19 protein-coding genes are annotated in these 16,127 nt (G+C 60.2%); 12 read left to right on the top strand and 7 right to left on the bottom strand.

What is annotated here, in order from left to right; translation table 11 throughout:
* Window position 1: 1 nt before the first annotated feature.
* Entirely contained in the window at window positions 2-787 is a 786-nt protein-coding gene (gene rpiA / locus ACXAC3_RS10710; RefSeq protein WP_475159619.1) for a ribose-5-phosphate isomerase RpiA, read from the bottom strand.
* A gap of 167 nt (window positions 788-954) precedes the next feature.
* On the opposite strand from rpiA, the gene ACXAC3_RS10705 reads away from it, so the two are divergent.
* From ACXAC3_RS10705 to ACXAC3_RS10690, 4 genes are read left to right on the top strand one after another with little or no spacing between them, the layout of a single operon-like run.
* Window positions 955-1,656: a glutathione S-transferase family protein gene (locus ACXAC3_RS10705; RefSeq protein WP_475163409.1), complete on the top strand. Its 702-nt coding sequence runs from the start codon at window positions 955-957 to the stop codon at window positions 1,654-1,656.
* Window position 1,657: 1 nt separating this feature from the next.
* Window positions 1,658-3,031 carry an L-serine ammonia-lyase gene (locus ACXAC3_RS10700; protein ID WP_475159617.1) on the top strand — a complete coding sequence of 458 codons (1,374 nt, stop codon included), beginning with the start codon at window positions 1,658-1,660 and terminating at the stop codon, window positions 3,029-3,031.
* 35 nt (window positions 3,032-3,066) lie between these two features.
* Entirely contained in the window at window positions 3,067-3,477 is a 411-nt protein-coding gene (locus ACXAC3_RS10695) for a GFA family protein (protein WP_475159615.1), read from the top strand.
* 40 nt (window positions 3,478-3,517) lie between these two features.
* Window positions 3,518-4,432, top strand: a complete 915-nt coding sequence (locus ACXAC3_RS10690; RefSeq protein ID WP_475159614.1) for a DMT family transporter — start codon at window positions 3,518-3,520, stop codon at window positions 4,430-4,432.
* Here the strand turns inward: ACXAC3_RS10690 and ACXAC3_RS10685 are convergent.
* Entirely contained in the window at window positions 4,377-5,063 is a 687-nt protein-coding gene (locus ACXAC3_RS10685; protein ID WP_475159612.1) for a thiamine diphosphokinase, read from the bottom strand. The genes ACXAC3_RS10690 and ACXAC3_RS10685 overlap by 56 nt on opposite strands.
* Window positions 5,064-5,205: 142 nt before the next feature.
* Here ACXAC3_RS10685 and ACXAC3_RS10680 point away from each other — a divergent pair, with 142 nt between their 5' ends.
* Entirely contained in the window at window positions 5,206-6,873 is a 1,668-nt protein-coding gene (locus ACXAC3_RS10680) for a hypothetical protein (protein ID WP_475159610.1), read from the top strand.
* A gap of 182 nt (window positions 6,874-7,055) precedes the next feature.
* Window positions 7,056-7,616, top strand: coding sequence for an N-acetyltransferase family protein (locus ACXAC3_RS10675; protein WP_475159608.1), 561 nt, complete (start codon window positions 7,056-7,058; stop codon window positions 7,614-7,616).
* A 71-nt stretch (window positions 7,617-7,687) separates the two neighbouring features.
* On the opposite strand, the gene ACXAC3_RS10670 is transcribed toward ACXAC3_RS10675, so the two are convergent.
* The 5 genes from ACXAC3_RS10670 to nthA all read right to left on the bottom strand — a co-directional run bounded on the left by ACXAC3_RS10670 (window position 7,688) and on the right by nthA (window position 11,065).
* Window positions 7,688-7,930, bottom strand: coding sequence for a DUF2842 domain-containing protein (locus ACXAC3_RS10670; protein WP_475159606.1), 243 nt, complete (start codon window positions 7,928-7,930; stop codon window positions 7,688-7,690).
* On the bottom strand, window positions 7,930-9,225 hold the full coding sequence (locus tag ACXAC3_RS10665; protein WP_475159604.1) for an adenylosuccinate synthase: 1,296 nt from the start codon (window positions 9,223-9,225) through the stop codon (window positions 7,930-7,932). Before ACXAC3_RS10665 ends, ACXAC3_RS10670 begins: the two co-directional genes overlap by 1 nt.
* Window positions 9,226-9,444: 219 nt before the next feature.
* Entirely contained in the window at window positions 9,445-9,780 is a 336-nt protein-coding gene (locus tag ACXAC3_RS10660; RefSeq protein WP_475159602.1) for a nitrile hydratase accessory protein, read from the bottom strand.
* Window positions 9,777-10,454 carry a nitrile hydratase subunit beta gene (nthB, locus tag ACXAC3_RS10655; RefSeq protein WP_475159600.1) on the bottom strand — a complete coding sequence of 226 codons (678 nt, stop codon included), beginning with the start codon at window positions 10,452-10,454 and terminating at the stop codon, window positions 9,777-9,779. Before nthB ends, ACXAC3_RS10660 begins: the two co-directional genes overlap by 4 nt.
* Window positions 10,451-11,065: a nitrile hydratase subunit alpha gene (gene nthA / locus ACXAC3_RS10650; protein ID WP_475159597.1), complete on the bottom strand. Its 615-nt coding sequence runs from the start codon at window positions 11,063-11,065 to the stop codon at window positions 10,451-10,453. Before nthA ends, nthB begins: the two co-directional genes overlap by 4 nt.
* Before the next feature lie 151 nt (window positions 11,066-11,216).
* Here nthA and secG point away from each other — a divergent pair, with 151 nt between their 5' ends.
* The 6 genes from secG (at window position 11,217) to ACXAC3_RS10620 (ending at window position 16,039) form a co-directional block, all read left to right on the top strand.
* Window positions 11,217-11,579, top strand: coding sequence for a preprotein translocase subunit SecG (secG, locus tag ACXAC3_RS10645; protein WP_475163407.1), 363 nt, complete (start codon window positions 11,217-11,219; stop codon window positions 11,577-11,579).
* Between the two features lie 159 nt (window positions 11,580-11,738).
* A complete protein-coding gene (locus ACXAC3_RS10640; protein ID WP_475159594.1) occupies window positions 11,739-13,382 on the top strand; it encodes a CTP synthase in 1,644 nt (547 codons plus the stop codon).
* Between the two features lie 102 nt (window positions 13,383-13,484).
* Window positions 13,485-14,258: an isocitrate lyase/PEP mutase family protein gene (locus tag ACXAC3_RS10635; protein WP_475159591.1), complete on the top strand. Its 774-nt coding sequence runs from the start codon at window positions 13,485-13,487 to the stop codon at window positions 14,256-14,258.
* Window positions 14,259-14,381: 123 nt separating this feature from the next.
* Complete coding sequence (locus ACXAC3_RS10630) at window positions 14,382-14,831, top strand: tellurite resistance TerB family protein (RefSeq protein WP_475159587.1); 450 nt, start codon at window positions 14,382-14,384, stop codon at window positions 14,829-14,831.
* 21 nt (window positions 14,832-14,852) lie between these two features.
* On the top strand, window positions 14,853-15,290 hold the full coding sequence (locus ACXAC3_RS10625) for a tellurite resistance TerB family protein (RefSeq protein ID WP_475159584.1): 438 nt from the start codon (window positions 14,853-14,855) through the stop codon (window positions 15,288-15,290).
* Window positions 15,287-16,039: a phosphate/phosphite/phosphonate ABC transporter substrate-binding protein gene (locus ACXAC3_RS10620; protein WP_475159580.1), complete on the top strand. Its 753-nt coding sequence runs from the start codon at window positions 15,287-15,289 to the stop codon at window positions 16,037-16,039. The genes ACXAC3_RS10625 and ACXAC3_RS10620 overlap by 4 nt, the downstream gene beginning before the upstream one ends.
* Window positions 16,040-16,127: the final 88 nt, after the last annotated feature.

The following is a 16,127-nucleotide window of genomic DNA, read 5'->3' as shown; positions in this document are numbered from 1 at the left end:
ATCAATCCGCCAGATCCGAAAACAGGTTCTCGCCACTTTCTGCCGGAAGATCCGTTTCAACCGTGCCCTCATTGATATCCCGCAGCTCGACCCGGCCGTCCCCATGGCCAATCACGACCTTGTCGCAAATGTCGATGAACAACCCGTTCTCGACAACGCCCGGCACCTGATTCAACACCAATGCCAGTTGCCGGGCATTTCCAATCCGTTGCAGATGCAGGTCGAGAATATGATTACCCTCATCGGTGACAAACGGCGCCTCACCACTCATGCGCAACGCGGCCGAGGTGCCAAGAACATCCATCGTGTCCAGTGTTTCTTCGATCAGGGTGCGGGTGGTCTGCCATCCAAAGGGGATCACTTCGACCGGCAGCGGGAACGCGCCCAGCGTTTCGACCTCTTTGCCGGCATCGGCGATAACCACCATCTGGTCGCTGGCCGTGGCGACAATCTTTTCCTGCAGATGCGCGCCACCGCCGCCCTTGATCAGGTTCAGCTCGCCGTCAAACTCGTCAGCGCCGTCAATGGTCATGTCCAGCCACCCTGCCTGATCCAGCGAAACCACCTGAATGCCGACCTCACGCGCCAGTTGCGCGGTGCGGGACGAGGTTGGAACGCCCTTGATCTGCAACCCCTCCTCCTGCACCCGTTCGCCCAGGCGGCGCACCATCCAGGCCGCGGTCGATCCGGTTCCCAACCCGACGCGCATTCCATCCTGCACCATGTCGGCGGCACGGCGCGCGGCAAAATACTTGGCCTTGTCGATGGGTGACAGATCTCCGGTCATGGCAGCATTCCCCTATATTGCTGCCGGAGTTATACGGAATGCCTTCGGCGACTGCGAGAGGCAATTCACCGATCACCCGTGCAAACATGTCGCGAAAATACGCGTTTCCGATTGGAAACGTCGCAATCGAGGCTTTCGGCATTCCCGGTGCGGTATACATAGACCGCATGAACACGCGCTACCGCCTGCACTATGCCCCCGATAACGCCTCTCTGGTGATCAGACTGGCGCTGGAGGAGATGGGACTGCCCTATGACACGGCGCTGGTCGACCGCGAGCGGAACGCGCAGGACGGTGCAGCCTACCGGCTGTTGAACCCGAACGGGCTGATCCCGGTTCTGGAAACACTGCAGGGACCGATCTTTGAAACGGCGGCAATCCTGCTGTGGCTGGCGGATACGCATGCCCAACTGGCCCCGGCACCGGACAGCCCGGATCGGGCGGCGTTCCTAAAATGGCTGTTCTTTGCCTCCAACACGCTGCATTCCGATCTGCGCATCCTGTTCTATGCCGAGAAATACATCGACGCGTCCCAGGCCGAGGCGCTGCGCAACGGCATTCGCCCCCGCCTGCGCCGGCATCTTGCGTTGCTGGAGGCCGAGGCCGACAAAACCCCTGAATGGCTGCATCCGGAACGACCTTCCGTTCTGACCTACTACCTTGCCTGTCAGATGCGCTGGATGGCGCTGTACCCGGCCCGCGCTGACCGCAGCTGGTATCAACTGGCCGATACTCCCCGGCTGCAGGGCATCCTGATGCAGCTGGAACACCGCCCCGCAACCCGCGCCGCCATCGCGGCCGAGGGATTGGGGGTTACACCATTCACGTCGCCAACTTATGCTAATCCCCCAGAAGGCTCTGCTAACTGATATGTTCCTTTCTGTCTTCGATATGTTCAAAGTGGGCATTGGCCCGTCCTCGTCCCATACAATGGGACCGATGGTGGCCGCGGCACGGTTTCTTGACCTTATGCGCGCATCGCCGTTCGAATTTGCGGGGCTGCGCGGATCATTGCACGGATCGCTTGCGTTTACCGGCGTTGGCCATGCGACGGACCGTGCGACCATTCTTGGTCTGGCCGGCTTTGTTCCGGATACCTATGACAATGACAGGGCCGAGGCCGCCCTGGCGGCAATTGCCGAAACGCATTCCGTGACCCCGAACGGTTTGCCGGAATTGCAGTTCAATCCCAAGACCGATCTGGTTTTTGATTACGAGCACAATCTGCCCGGCCACGCCAACGGTATGATCCTGATGGCAACGGACGCGCAGGGCGACGTAATCCTGCGGCAGGTTTATTATTCGATCGGCGGCGGTTTCGTTCTGACCGAAGAGGAACTGGCAGAAGGCAAGGCCACCGATGAAGGTGCCCCGGTGCCCTTCCCCTTCAAATCGGCGGTTGAAATGCTTGAGATGGCCAGGACCAGCGGCAGAAGCATCGCCGAAATGAAACGCGCCAACGAGATCGCGCGGGGCTGTGCCGACAGTTTCGCAAAAGGCTCTGCGCGTCTGTGGCAGGTGATGAACGACTGTATCGAACGCGGCCTGACATCCGAAGGCATTCTGCCGGGTGGTCTGAACGTGCGGCGCCGCGCCAAGGGCATCCATGACGCGCTGATGGCGGAACGGGGCATGAACCTGAACGCGCCGCACACAATCAACGACTGGATGAGCGTTTACGCCATGGCGGTGAACGAGGAAAACGCAGCCGGAGGTCAGGTCGTGACGGCCCCCACCAACGGCGCGGCCGGCGTGCTGCCGGCGGTGTTGCGCTATTATCTGGACCACGTGCCCGGCGCGTCGGAAACCCATATCGAAGATTTCCTGCTGACGGCCGCCGCGATTGGCGGTCTGGTCAAGTTCAACGCGTCGATCTCGGGTGCGGAAGCAGGCTGCCAGGCCGAGGTCGGCAGCGCGTCCGCCATGGCCGCGGCTGGCCTGTGCGCCGTGATGGGCGGCACGCCCGAGCAGGTGGAAAACGCGGCCGAGATCGCGCTGGAGCATCATCTGGGCATGACCTGCGATCCGGTGGCGGGTCTGGTTCAGGTGCCTTGCATCGAACGCAACGGGCTGGGTGCGATCAAGGCGGTATCCGCGGCTTCATTGGCCCTGCGCGGCGATGGGAAACATTTCGTGCCGCTTGACGCGGTGATCGAAACCATGCGGCAGACCGGGCACGACATGCACGAGAAATACAAGGAAACGTCCCTGGGCGGTCTGGCGGTGAACGTACCAAACTGCTGATGCCGCTGCGCAGGGCCTAGGACCATGAGGACGATATGCAAGGACATTGCCTGTGCGGCGCAATTCGATACGCGGTCGACCCTCCGGTCCTGTCCTGTGTGACCTGTCACTGCGACAGTTGCAGACGGCAATGCGCCGCACCGATGACGACCTATTTCGCCGTGCGCGACGGGCACTGGCGCTGGACCGGCAAGCCGCCAAAGACATTTAACTCCTCACCCGACGTTGAGCGCAGCTTTTGCCCGGACTGCGGCACGCCGATCTCGTTCCGGTCGCAAGCCATGTCGGGTGTGCTGCACTTGTATGTGGCGACGCTGGAGAACCCCGAGGCGTTAAGGCCCACTCTGCATGTGGCGCATGAGGAAATGCTGAGCTGGCTCAGGCTCGACGATGGCCTGCCCTGTTGCGTTGGGCCGGATTACACCAAGGTCCAGCCTTTGCCGTAATCGCTTTTCACCGCGCGGCAAAAACCTTAGCGTCGCGGCCATGACACAGGATCGCCCCGTCTTCGGCATCGTCTTGATGCTTGGTTTCTGCGTGCTCGCCCCGCTGGGTGATGCCATGGCCAAGCTGTTGGGCGAGACGACGCCGGTCGGCATGTTGGTCTTTGTCCGGTTTGCCGTTCAGGCGCTGATCCTGGTCCCGCTGGTCGTGCTGAGCGGCCGGAACTGGCGGATGAGCGCACGCGTTCTTCGGCTAACGGTTATCCGAACGGTTCTGCACATCATAGGCATCACGGCGATGTTCACGGCCTTGCAGTACCTGCCTTTGGCTGATGCGATCGCGATTGCCTTCGTGATGCCGTTCATCATGCTGGTTCTAGGAAGATACGTGCTGGGCGAAGAGGTCGGCATGCGTCGACTGAGCGCCTGTGTAGTCGGTTTCGTCGGCACATTGCTGGTGATTCAGCCCAGTTTCGCTCAGGTCGGTGCCGCGGCACTGTTGCCTCTGGTCGTCGCGGTTGTCTTTGCATTGTTCATGTTGGTGACGCGGCAGATCGCCAAGGAAGCCGACCCGATCGCGTTGCAGGCCGTATCCGGTGTTATGGCCACCGTCCTGTTGCTGCCGGTTCTGCTGGCCGGGACCATTGGCGATGTTTGGGAACTGTCGTTGACCGTACCAACCGGGAACAGCCATGTTCTGCTGATCGCAATCGGCATTCTGGGAACAGTCGCGCATCTGCTGATGACCTGGTCGCTGCGTTACGCGCCTTCGGCAACTCTGGCGCCAATGCAGTATCTTGAGATCCCGGTCGCCACCCTGTTCGGTTGGCTGATCTTTTACGACCTGCCGGACGGGATCGCGGCGCTTGGCATCGCCATCACCGTGGCCGCCGGTCTGTATGTCATTCTGCGCGAGCGGGCCAGCGCCCGGTCTGCCCCGACCCAAACGCCTGCATGACCTGGTCCAGCGCATTGCGCGGCACCATCACCAACAAGCCGGGCCCGTCCATCTGCAACTCGATCCCGGACAGCGCCCGGTTTGATGTTCCCACCTGGCCCTCGGGCTCCAGAACCAGATCGTCGATGGGCCATTCCAGCCCCCGGCTGCACCCGATTACCCGCTGAAACGGAAACAATGACACGACATCACCCGGCGTAAGGCTCAGCGAAATCCGGGGGGGTGCGTGGAAGACAACTTCGTGCTCACCCAACAGAATACAATGCTGTTCCTGATGCCTTACCAGCACGTTTAGCACGGCAAGCTGGTGATCCAGCCGCCCGCCCAGAAAACCCGCGCACAGCACCAGAGGCGCATCTACACTGCGCAGCGCCTTGTCGAAATCGGTGCTGTCCTGTTCGCGGATCGGAAACAACCGATCGGAAGGAATCTGGTCCCGGACATCCCGCGCCAGCGAATCAAAATCGCCGATGACGGCATCGGGAATCCGCCCGGCCTCCATCACTGGCGCCGCGCCACCATCCGCCGCAACAAGGGTTTTGACGCGAATCAGCACCAGATTCAGATCGTCTGGACCGATTTGACCTCCGCCAATCAACCCAATTGGCTCTTTCGACACTACAATTCGCATTTTTTTTCTAAGATTGATCATTTTTCCCGGATTTGGACACATTCAGACCACAAAATGATAGGTTCATGCAGAAAGTTTCGAGCCAATGGGTGTGCCCGCCCCGGGCGGTTGGCTCTCGTAGTTTGTAGAGGACGTGCGTCTGATGGTACAGAATAACAAGGTGTTGACCGTTTCCTATGGAACCTTCTCGTGCACTTTGGAAGGTTTTGACGATTCCTTCGAGACAATGAAAGCAATTGCCGAGTATTTTCGCGATCTTGCCGCAGATGATCGTTACTTTGGATCGGAACCGCCTCAGCCTGACACCGAAATGCTGACCCGGATTGCCCAGCGCGACGCATCCAGAAACGTAGAAGCCAGTCAAAGCGACACGGGGCTGCTGATCCGCGCGACCGAGAAAGCCGCATCTCCTTCGCAGCCCGCGACCAAGGCACCCGACCTGAATATCATCGACACACCCAACACCACACCATCCCCCTCGCACCCCCCTCGCTCCGCCTTTGCCGATGCTGAACCGGTGGATCACTCCTCTTCCCAACCAGCCGACAGTATTGCGGCCAAATTGCAGCGCATTCGGGCTGTCGTGTCTCACTCGGAAGAAAACTCGGTGATCTACACCGAGGATGAAGAGACGGCCCTGATGAAAAGCACGGCCGGCCCCTCCGACGCGGTGGCCGCCGCCTTCGCGGCGGGTTCGCTTGACCCGTCGGATCTGGATGGCCCGCAGGATGAACCTGTCGAAGGCGATCTGTCGTCCGAACCTCAGCCGGACGTGTCTGCAGAAACTCGGGACGACGCAAATGACGCCGAAGCTGAGCCCATGCAGGACGACGTGGCCGAAGAGACCGAAGCGCAGGCTAAAGACGAACCGAGCGCGCCCGCACTGGACGAAGCCGAAGAAGAGGATGCGGTTTCCTCCGATGTCCTGTTTTCCGACCTTGATGAAACCACCGAATTCGAACCGGAAGGCGATGAGGTGGTCAATATCCTCAGCGATTCCGGCGCGGACGACGCTGGCCATGATGGCGAACGTTCTGCCGAGGACACCCAGCCCGGTGTTCTGACCGAGGAAGACGAGGCCAACCTGCTGAAGGGAATCTCAGAAGTAGAGCTCATTCTGGCGGACAGCTCGACCAAACCGGCCCTCAATGAGTCGGACATGGATCAGGATCTTTCGCGCCTGATGGACAAGGCGGGCGAACAGTTGGATGACCCGATTGCCAGCGACAAGCGGGAAACCTATTCGCACCTGCGTGCGGCTGTTGCCGCGACCGAAGCAGAGCGCGGCGAAGACGATGCCGCAGACCAGGCAAGTGATGATCAGGGGTATCGCAGCGACCTGTCCTCTGTTGTCAGCCCGCGTCGCCCGGAAATTCAGGTGACCAGCATGCGCCCTGAATTTGACGCGTCGGCACCGCTCAAACTGGTTGCCGAGCAGCGTATCGACAACCAGGCCAAGGACGCAGGACCGGTCACGCCCCGCCGTGTGAAAACGCAATCAGAAGAAGATGCAGCTGAAGAAGGTGGCTTTGCCCTGTTCGCTCAGGAACAGGGGGCGCAATCGTTGCCTGACCTTCTGGAGGCGGCAGCGGCTTATCTTTCCTTCATCGAAGGACAGGAGCAGTTCTCGCGCCCGCAGTTGATGAACAAGATCCGCTCTCTCAAGCAGGACGAATTCAACCGCGAGGAAAGCCTGCGCTCATTCGGTCAGTTGCTGCGTGACGGCAAAATCGAAAAAGCCGGCGGTGGGCGTTTCGCGGCCTCGACTCAGATCGGATTTCGTCCCGACGACGAACGCGCCGCAGGCTGAAAACTGAATAAAACCAAGCCAGTTGGGTCGAAGTTCACCTTCGGCCCATTTCTTTTTCAACAGCTTCTGCAAACACACATTACCCACATTGTCGCGGCCGCTCTATGCTGCATCGCAGAAAAATGATATCGTCTTGCGGTAATTCCACTTCACTGCCGGTTCCGTTCAACAGGGGCAATGCCATGTATGAACTTCCAATCCGACGCCTCAGAATTTACGACAAACCCAAGGTCGCAAGCCATTTCAAAAATCTTGATCGCGACGCGCTAACATCGCGCTTTGGCGCTCCGGTCAATGCCGCGTTCGTTAATACGTACCTGTCGTGCCTGTTCGATCGCGCCGCATTGGTGTTTGGGGCATTCCCCGACTCGCACCTGCGCGGAGTTGGTGAGTTGCACGTCCATCCAGACACCCACAACCACGTGGCCGAGGCGGCCTTCACCGTTGAAACGGCGTGGCAGGACCGGGGCATTGGCGATGCCCTGCTGTCCCGGATCATCGTCGCCGCGCGAAACCGCGGGATACGCGAGGTGCATATGCTGTGCCTGGCCACCAATCAGAAGATGCGGCGCCTGGCCTCGAAACATCAGGCCGAGTTGAACCTGATTACCGGACAGGTTCAGGCGACGCTGACCACGCCCTGGCCGACGCCGTTCAGCATGGCCGAAGAAATTTCAGGTGAATACCATGCCATCGCCCGGGCTATCCTGAGCTGGCCTGCGCCAGACCGGCGGGCAGGCTGAAAGCCTGCCACAAAGGGTAGGTACAACTGCAAAAGAACGGAGTTTGCGTAAGGCGTTCCGCCAAATCACGTCTATTCCGGCGGTTGGTCCGGATCTTCCTTGCCGACGCCCTTGAAAACGAACTTGAACGGCAACGCCCACAGAACGCCCAGACCGATATAGACAAGCAGCTCCAGCCAGATGGGTGGGCGGTCGAGCCAATTGACAACCGTCACCACCGCAACAATGTAAACCGGCAGCCCAATCAGCAACAGCACCATCGACCAACGACGACGCGCTTTGTAGCTGAGGCCGGATTTCCCGTTGTCACCCATCAGTCAGCAAACGGGTCGGTCACCAGAATGGTGTCGTCCCGCTCCGGGCTGGTGGACAAAAGGGCAACCGGACACTCGATCAGTTCCTCGACCCGGCGTACATATTTGATGGCATTTGCAGGCAAATCCGCCCAGCTGCGCGCACCTTCGGTGGATTCGCTCCACCCGGGCATTTCTTCGTAGATGGGCTTGCAGCGCGCCTGTTGGTCGGCAGCAGTGGGCAGGTAGTCCAGGCGTTCACTGTCCAGTTCATACCCGACGCAGATTTTCAGCGTCTCGAACCCATCCAGAACGTCCAGCTTTGTCAACGAGATACCATTCACACCACTTGTCGCGCAGGTTTGGCGCACAAGGCAGGCGTCGAACCAGCCACAGCGGCGCTTGCGACCGGTGGTGGTTCCGAACTCATGACCACGCTCGCCAAGACGCTGGCCGTCAGCGTCGTCGAGCTCGGTTGGAAACGGCCCCTCACCCACGCGGGTCGTGTAGGCTTTGACAATCCCCAGAACGAAGTCAATCGACCCCGGACCAATGCCAACACCCGTGGCTGCCTGACCGGCGATGACATTGGACGAAGTTACAAACGGATAAGTGCCGAAATCAATATCCAGCAGCGCGCCTTGCGCGCCTTCGAACAAAATACGCTTACCGGCCTTGCGCTTTTCGTTCAGAACTTTCCAAACTGGGGCCGCAAACGGCAGGACTTGCGGAGCGATCTCTTTCAACTGTGCAATCAGCGCGTCCCGATCTACGGGTTCAATGCCCAGTCCCTTGCGCAGAGGGTCGTGGTGTTGCAGCGCGCGATCCACGCGGGCCTCAAGGGTCGCTGCGTCCGCCAGATCCGCCACGCGTACGGAACGGCGACCGACCTTGTCCTCGTAGGCCGGACCAATGCCCCGCCCGGTGGTGCCGATCTTGGTGCCCTTGCTTGCAGCCTCTTCGCGCGCACGATCCAGTTCGCCATGGATCGGCAGGATCAAGGGTGTATTTTCTGCAATCATCAGCGTCTCGGGCGAAATTTCCACGCCTTGCGCCTGAATGGTGCCAATTTCCTTTATCAGGTGCCACGGATCCAGAACAACGCCGTTGCCAATGACGCTCAGCTTACCGCCGCGCACGACACCTGAGGGCAATGCGTGCAGTTTATAGACTTCGCCGTCGATAACCAAAGTGTGGCCCGCGTTGTGCCCGCCCTGAAAACGCGCGATCACATCTGCCCGCTCGCTGAGCCAGTCGACGATCTTGCCTTTTCCTTCGTCACCCCATTGGGCGCCGACAACAACCACATTGGCCATATCCGGTCCTTTTGCGCTGAGTTATCAAACCCGGCTCGTATAACGAGGCTCAGACGACAGGGAAACCGATATTTCGCCGCATCCTGAAATCGCGCTGCCGCGCGATGCCTCCGGCGGAGGTATTTGAAGCCAGATGAAGCACGGATCCCCTGTTTCATCTGGCCAAAAATACCTCGGGGGAGTCGCCCGGAACGGGCGGCGGGGGCAGCGCCCCCGTAATTAAAGTGCCGTCAGGCGAACCGGTTGGCCATGCGGTGTTGACAGGTAAGACCGCTCCCACGCGTTTCTGAAACTGACTATGTCTTCCTGTGTCGCTTCGCCCTTTTCGGTCAGCAGCGCTTCGAGTGTTTCCAGCCAGGCCAGGAAATAGTCGTCACCACCGTCCAATGCTCGCTTCAGCCCGCGACGTTTGAGGGTTCGGGAAAACCGTTCGGTCCAGTCCGGCCACCCGAACCGACCCGCTTCGTTCAATGCAACCGTGACGGCAAAGACCTGCGCGTGCCAGGGCTCGGCAAATACCGGTTTAGGGGGCGTATGAGAGGAACCGGCGGTCATACGGGCTCCAGATAACTTTGCCAAAGATCCAGAACCACCTCATCAGCAGGATGCTCGGGATCGGCCCAAAGTTCAGAGGCCGGAAAAGCAACCGCGTATAATGGTTCGGGCGCCTCACCCAGCCCGTGCGCGCTGGAATCGGGCAGAACATGTGAACCGTGCAATCGCAGGATGCGCCCTTTTGCACCGGCGGCGTAGACAGGAAGCCGTGTATGCCCGCCCGTCACAAGGCGGTTGGCGACCGGGCGCACCGTGCGAACCGATTGGCCCACCTCATATTCAGCCGAAATTTCCGAAGGCCGGTCGGCAGGCCCGCCCCTGGCCAGCGCTGCGGACACTTTTTCCGCCTTCAACGCTCGTGATGCCAGCGGGTGCGCTTCATCCGTGCCCTGTCCTGACAGGTCTTCAATTGTCAGAACACCTTTGCTCACCAGAAGATCGGCCAGACCGGAAATCCACTTTTCATAGTAGGAGAACCGCGCGTAGTCTTTCGGCGACAATTCCTCGCGCGCGTGGCGCGACATGTCTATGTTCCATTGCCCCAGAAACCCGGCCGCCAGCGTCACCGCCAATGCCCGCCCATGCCAATCTTCGGCAAAAACCGGGCTGTCTTCCGCGTCCGGGATCACCGGCCCGTCACCAAATCGCCCGCCCATATCGTGCACGCGGGTCATGCGGGCATCCCGGGCAATCCGGTTCCGATCATGCTGTCGCGGGTGACCAGTGCGGCAAGGTCATCCTCGGCCAGACCTTCACTGCCCTCCGGGCGCATCGGCACAACCAGATAGCGAATTTCGGCTGTCGAATCCCACACGCGCACGGCGGTGTCGGCGGGCAGTACTACTCCGAACTCGGCCAGAACCCTGCGCGGCTCGCGCACCGCGCGGGCGCGATAGGCGTCGGATTTGTACCAGCCCGGAGGAATCCCCAGCAGTGGCCACGGATAGCAACTGCACAGCGTGCACACGACCATATTGTGCTGTTGGGGCGTATTCTCGACAGCGACGATGTGTTCCCCTTGCCGGCCGTAGAAGCCGAGATCGGAAACCACCGCCGTTGCATCCGTCAGCAGAGCCTGTTTGAACACGGGATCGCGCCAGGCTTTGGCTACAACTCTGGCGCCGTTTTTGGGGCCGATCCTGTTCTGGTACGTGTCGATAATCTCGTCCAGCGCGGCCGGGTCGATCAGCCCTTTGCGCGTCAGAATCGTTTCAAGCGCCTTGACCCGGAGCGCGGGTTCAGGCGGCAAATGGGCGTGCGGGTGGTCGTGATCGTCATGGGGCATGCGCCGCAGCCTGCGTTACCATCTGCCCGCCTGTCCAGTCCCTTTGCCGTGATCCGTCACATCACCATCTGTGATGCCAACTCCTCCCTTGCCCCCGGCGACAAACTTGCATAAGTACCACGCGATACACGCCACGCTGTACAGGACCACCATGGAAAACGTCGTTCTCATCATCCACCTTCTTTTGGCTTTAGGCCTGATCGCCGTTGTTCTGATGCAGCGGTCCGAAGGCGGTGGCCTTGGTATGGGCGGCGGCGGCGGTGCCATGACAGGCCGCGCGGCAGCGACCGCGCTGGGTAAAGTCACCTGGATTCTGGCTGCGTGCTTTATCGTGACTTCGATCACGCTGACGATTTTGGCGGCGCAGAAATCTTCGGGCAGTTCGGTTATTGACCGTCTGGGCGTTCCGGCCCCGGCACCGGTTGAGGAAAGCACACCGGCGGTTCCATCGGCGGATGATCTGCTGCCTCCGGCACAGGGCGACAACGCGCCGCTGATCCCGCAGGCCAACTGATCCACAAAACCTAGAAATCTGAAAGAGAGCTGCAACAGCATCTTGCGGTTCTCTTGCGCTATTGGCGCGAATCCTTTATACGTGAAGTCCCGTGATGCAGCGGTTTTTCGAAGCCGCCGGGCAGCCTATTATGACGTCTCACGGGAGCAGCCGAAAAACATGGCGCGTTTTATTTTCATCACTGGTGGTGTGGTTTCGTCCTTGGGCAAAGGACTGGCTTCGGCGGCTCTGGGCGCGCTGTTGCAGGCCCGGGGATATTCGGTCCGCCTGCGCAAGCTTGACCCCTATCTGAACGTCGATCCGGGTACGATGTCGCCGTTTGAGCATGGCGAAGTTTTCGTCACCGATGACGGGGCCGAGACCGACCTGGACCTTGGCCATTATGAACGCTTCACCGGCGTAGCTGCGCGTAAGACAGACTCGGTCAGCTCGGGCCGAATTTATTCCAATGTGCTGGAGAAGGAACGCCGCGGCGATTACCTCGGCAAGACCATTCAGGTGATCCCGCACGTCACCAACGAGATCAAGGATTTCATCGCCATTGGCGAGGATGAGGTTGATTTCATGCTTTGTGAGATCGGCGGCACCGTCGGCGATATCGAGGGCCTGCCCTTCTTTGAAGCCATCCGTCAGTTCAGCCAGGACAAGCCACGCGGTCAGTGTATGTTCATGCACCTGACGCTGCTGCCCTACATCAAAGCCTCCGGCGAGTTGAAAACCAAGCCGACCCAGCACTCGGTCAAAGAACTGCGCTCGATCGGCCTTGCCCCCGACATTCTGGTCTGTCGGTCCGAAGGGCCAATCCCGACCAAGGAACGCGAGAAGCTGGCCCTGTTCTGTAACGTGCGCCCTGACAGCGTTATTGCGGCGCAGGATCTTTCGACGATTTACGACGCCCCGCTGGCCTATCACCGCGAAGGGCTGGATCAGGCGGTTCTGGACGCGTTCCAGATCAGCCCGGCGCCCAAGCCAGATCTGACAAAATGGGAAGACGTCAGCGACCGCATCCACAACGCCGAGGGCGAAGTGAAGGTCGCAATCGTCGGCAAGTACACTCAACTTGAAGACGCATATAAATCCATCGCCGAGGCGCTGACCCATGGCGGCATGGCCAACCGCGTAAAGGTCAAGGTCGAATGGGTCGACGCCGAGGTTTTCGACACAGAAGACGCCGCACCACATCTGGAGGGCTTCCACGCCATCCTCGTGCCCGGCGGGTTCGGAGAGCGCGGCACAGAGGGCAAGATCAAAGCGGCGCAATACGCACGTGAACACAAGGTTCCCTATCTGGGTATCTGTCTGGGCATGCAGATGGCGGTGATCGAGGCGGCCCGAAACGCCGCCGGCATCGCCGAAGCAGGGTCCGAGGAATTCGACCACGAAGCCGGGAAAAGGCGTTTCGAACCGGTTGTCTACCACCTGAAGGAATGGGTGCAGGGCAACCACAAGGTTGAACGCAAGGTCGGCGACGACAAGGGCGGCACCATGCGTCTGGGAGCCTATAACGCAGTTCTGGCCGAAGGATCGAAGGTTGCCGAAGTTTACGGCGGCACAAATATCGAAGAACGCCACCGTCACCGGTACGAGGTCGACATCAAATACCGGGAAAAGCTGGAAAAAGCGGGCCTGAACTTCTCGGGCATGTCCCCGGATGGCCGGTTGCCGGAAATCGTCGAATGGTCAGATCATCCGTGGTTCATCGGTGTGCAATATCACCCGGAACTCAAGTCCAAGCCATTTGACCCGCACCCCCTGTTCCGCGACTTTGTGCGCGCCGCGAAAGACAGCTCGCGTCTGGTTTGACGCCCGACGGTCACTGCTTTGTGACGGCCGGTGCGAAAAAACCTGTACGCGCCGGTCGTTTACACGGTTAACTGTCGGCAAACCAGCGACAGGAGACCGGCCATGGCCAATCAGATCACCAAAGCGGAAACCTTTGCGGCCCTGCATAAGAAGGGCGCACCGGTTATTCTGTACAATATCTGGGATCCGGGCAGCGCGGGCGCTGTACGCGACGCTGGCGCGCAAGCCGTTGCCACCGGCAGCGCCCCAGTTGCGATGGCGCAGGGATATTCGGACGGTCAGAACATCCCCCTGGACGCGGCCCTGGACAATGCCCGGCGGATCGTCTCGGCGGTTGATCTTCCGGTTTCGCTGGACTTCGAAGGGGCCTATGCCGGGGACGTTCTGGGAATTGCCACCAACGTGCAGCTTGCGCTTGAAACCGGGGTTGTCGGCTTTAATTTCGAAGATCAAGTCGTTGGCACAATTGATCTTTATGACACGGAAACACAGGCAGCACGCGTTGCCGCCATGCGGGAAGGATGTGATGCCGCGGGGGTTCCGGCCTTCATCAATGCCCGCACCGACATCTTCCTGAAAGCCCAGCCCGAAACCCATGATGAGGCGATGCTGGATGACGCCATCGCGCGCGCTAGGGCTTATGCCGACGCCGGGGCCAGCGGGTTCTTTGCTCCCGGCCTGAAGGACGAGGGCATGATCGCCCGGCTGTGCAAATCGACCGACTTGCCGGTCAATATCATCGCCCTGCCCGGCACGCCGGACACCGCAACGCTGGCGTCACTTGGCGTCGCGCGGATCAGCTATGGGCCCGTCCCCTATCAGCAGATGCTGGGGTGGTTGCAGGAACAGGCGAAACAGGCGCTTCAATCCAGTTGATCGCGCGCCAAAAAGGGTTGTATTTCAGCAGGTTCTTGCCTTGACCGGCGGGCTTGTGATCATTGCGCTTGCAACCGGTAGTCCACGCTTGGCGGGCCACAAAATTTGGAATAACCTCAGCCCATGTTGAAGAAGTTTTTTCAGGCTTTCCGCCCGCCGCAACACGACAATCTGCCCGACCCGGACGCCGAACTTGCGCTGGGTGCCCTGATGGTGCGCGTGGCTCAGGCGGATCGCGACTACAAGATCGAAGAAATCAGCCTGATCGACCGCATCCTCGCGCGGCTCTACCAGCATAACGCGATCGAGGCCGCCAAGGTTCGCGCCACCTGCGAAAAGCTGCACGCCGCCGCCCCCGAAACCGACACGTTCGGCAAGCTGATCCGCGAAACCACAGACCTGCACGAACGACTGGCCGCTCTGGACGCCCTTTGGGAGGTTGTTCTGGCCGACGGCAACTCGGATGAAGGTGAAATCAAGATCGTGGAAGAGGCGCGCGCCGCCATGGGACTAAGCTTCAATGACAGTCAGGCCGCGCGTGCGCGCGTGCAAAGGCGCTTGGAAGAGCGTTAGACGCCATCTATATCTGACACCATGTTCAGCGATTTCCTGTCCCGGCTTACACAGCCCAAACCCGATCCGCTTGTCGATGAAGATGCCCGTCTGGCCTTGACCGCCCTGCTGGTGCGCATTGCGCGGTCAGATAACGACTATGCCGACAGCGAGATGGCCCAAATCGACCGGATATCGGCCGAGCGGTTCGGCCTGTCGCCCTTCGAAGCCGCCGCCCTGCGCGCCCGGGCCGAAGACCTGGAGGCCGAAGCGCCGGATACCGTTCGTTTTACCCGCGCCATCAAAGAGGCCGTGGCCTATGAAGACCGCCTTGCCGTGGTGCAGGCGCTGTGGTCGGTGGCGCTTGCCGACGGGCATCGCACGGGTGAAGAGGATTCGCTGCTCAGGCTTGTGGTCAGCCTTCTGGGCGTCAGCGATGTGGATTCCGCCCTGGCCCGCCAAAAGGCTGCCAAATCGTGATCGCGATGCTGGGCATGTACGACATGCCCGCGCTTCGGCCTGCCAATGATCGGTTCTGGGACTTGATTCGCGGACATCTTGGCCATGGTCCCGATCAGCTGACCCGCGACGCCGATGTTTGGGACGTCTGGTTGAGCCCAGAGCTTGTCTTTGCCCAGACCTGTGGCATGCCCTACCGGACACGTCTGCATGGGAAAGTACAACTGGTTGGCACGCCGGATCACGGGCTACCCGGATGCCCACCGGGCCATTATCGCTCGGTCATTGTTGCCCATAGGGACGACGCGCGCGACCTGTCGCAACTGGCGACCGAAACGTTCGCCTATAACGAGGCCCTGTCGCAATCCGGTTGGGCGGCTCCGATCGTACACCTGAACCAGCGCAGCCTGCGCCCCGGCGCATTGCTGCAAACCGGCGGTCATGCCCTGTCGGCGCAAGCGGTTGCCGACCGGCGGGCCGACTTTGCCTCGCTGGATGCGTTGAGCTGGGAATTCCTGAAGGAGCATACCGATCTGGGCACCGTATTGCGCGAAGTTGACGCCACGGTTCCCACACCTGCCCTGCCCTTCATTACGGCAATCGGGCAGGATGCGCGGGCCATAGACAGGGCCGTTCGCGCGGCGATTGCGGACCTGTCGCGCAAGGATCGGGACCTGTTGCATATTAGCGGCCTGATCGACATTCCGGCAACCGAATATCTAGCAGTCCCCAACCCACCCCAAACTGAGGCAAATTTGCCCAATCCCTGATCAAATTGACCAGAACGTCTGGTCAATTTGACGGTTTCGGGGCCCGAACGCGTCAATTGCGCATTGCATTGCTCAGATTTTTAAGCCC

Source organism: Ruegeria sp. ABV4_181 (assembly GCF_056158465.1).
The sequence above is the reverse complement of the archived record's forward strand: the minus strand, read 5'-3'. Positions and strand labels throughout refer to the sequence as shown.

Bases quoted from the DNA above. Each gene is read 5' to 3' on its own strand.
- ACXAC3_RS10675 (WP_475159608.1), top strand. From the start codon at position 7,056: ATGTATGAACTTCCAATCCGACGCCTCAGAATTTACGACAAACCCAAG.
- ACXAC3_RS10670 (WP_475159606.1), bottom strand. From the start codon at position 7,930: ATGGGTGACAACGGGAAATCCGGCCTCAGCTACAAAGCGCGTCGTCGT.
- ACXAC3_RS10660 (WP_475159602.1), bottom strand. From the start codon at position 9,780: ATGACCGCCGGTTCCTCTCATACGCCCCCTAAACCGGTATTTGCCGAG.
- ACXAC3_RS10635 (WP_475159591.1), top strand. From the start codon at position 13,485: ATGGCCAATCAGATCACCAAAGCGGAAACCTTTGCGGCCCTGCATAAG.
- ACXAC3_RS10665 (WP_475159604.1), bottom strand. From the start codon at position 9,225: ATGGCCAATGTGGTTGTTGTCGGCGCCCAATGGGGTGACGAAGGAAAA.
- ACXAC3_RS10705 (WP_475163409.1), top strand. From the start codon at position 955: ATGAACACGCGCTACCGCCTGCACTATGCCCCCGATAACGCCTCTCTG.
- ACXAC3_RS10625 (WP_475159584.1), top strand. From the start codon at position 14,853: ATGTTCAGCGATTTCCTGTCCCGGCTTACACAGCCCAAACCCGATCCG.
- ACXAC3_RS10640 (WP_475159594.1), top strand. From the start codon at position 11,739: ATGGCGCGTTTTATTTTCATCACTGGTGGTGTGGTTTCGTCCTTGGGC.
- ACXAC3_RS10690 (WP_475159614.1), top strand. From the start codon at position 3,518: ATGACACAGGATCGCCCCGTCTTCGGCATCGTCTTGATGCTTGGTTTC.
- ACXAC3_RS10700 (WP_475159617.1), top strand. From the start codon at position 1,658: ATGTTCCTTTCTGTCTTCGATATGTTCAAAGTGGGCATTGGCCCGTCC.
- rpiA (WP_475159619.1), bottom strand. From the start codon at position 787: ATGACCGGAGATCTGTCACCCATCGACAAGGCCAAGTATTTTGCCGCG.
- nthA (WP_475159597.1), bottom strand. From the start codon at position 11,065: ATGCCCCATGACGATCACGACCACCCGCACGCCCATTTGCCGCCTGAA.
- nthB (WP_475159600.1), bottom strand. From the start codon at position 10,454: ATGACCCGCGTGCACGATATGGGCGGGCGATTTGGTGACGGGCCGGTG.
- ACXAC3_RS10630 (WP_475159587.1), top strand. From the start codon at position 14,382: ATGTTGAAGAAGTTTTTTCAGGCTTTCCGCCCGCCGCAACACGACAAT.
- ACXAC3_RS10695 (WP_475159615.1), top strand. From the start codon at position 3,067: ATGCAAGGACATTGCCTGTGCGGCGCAATTCGATACGCGGTCGACCCT.
- ACXAC3_RS10680 (WP_475159610.1), top strand. From the start codon at position 5,206: ATGGTACAGAATAACAAGGTGTTGACCGTTTCCTATGGAACCTTCTCG.
- secG (WP_475163407.1), top strand. From the start codon at position 11,217: ATGGAAAACGTCGTTCTCATCATCCACCTTCTTTTGGCTTTAGGCCTG.
- ACXAC3_RS10685 (WP_475159612.1), bottom strand. From the start codon at position 5,063: ATGCGAATTGTAGTGTCGAAAGAGCCAATTGGGTTGATTGGCGGAGGT.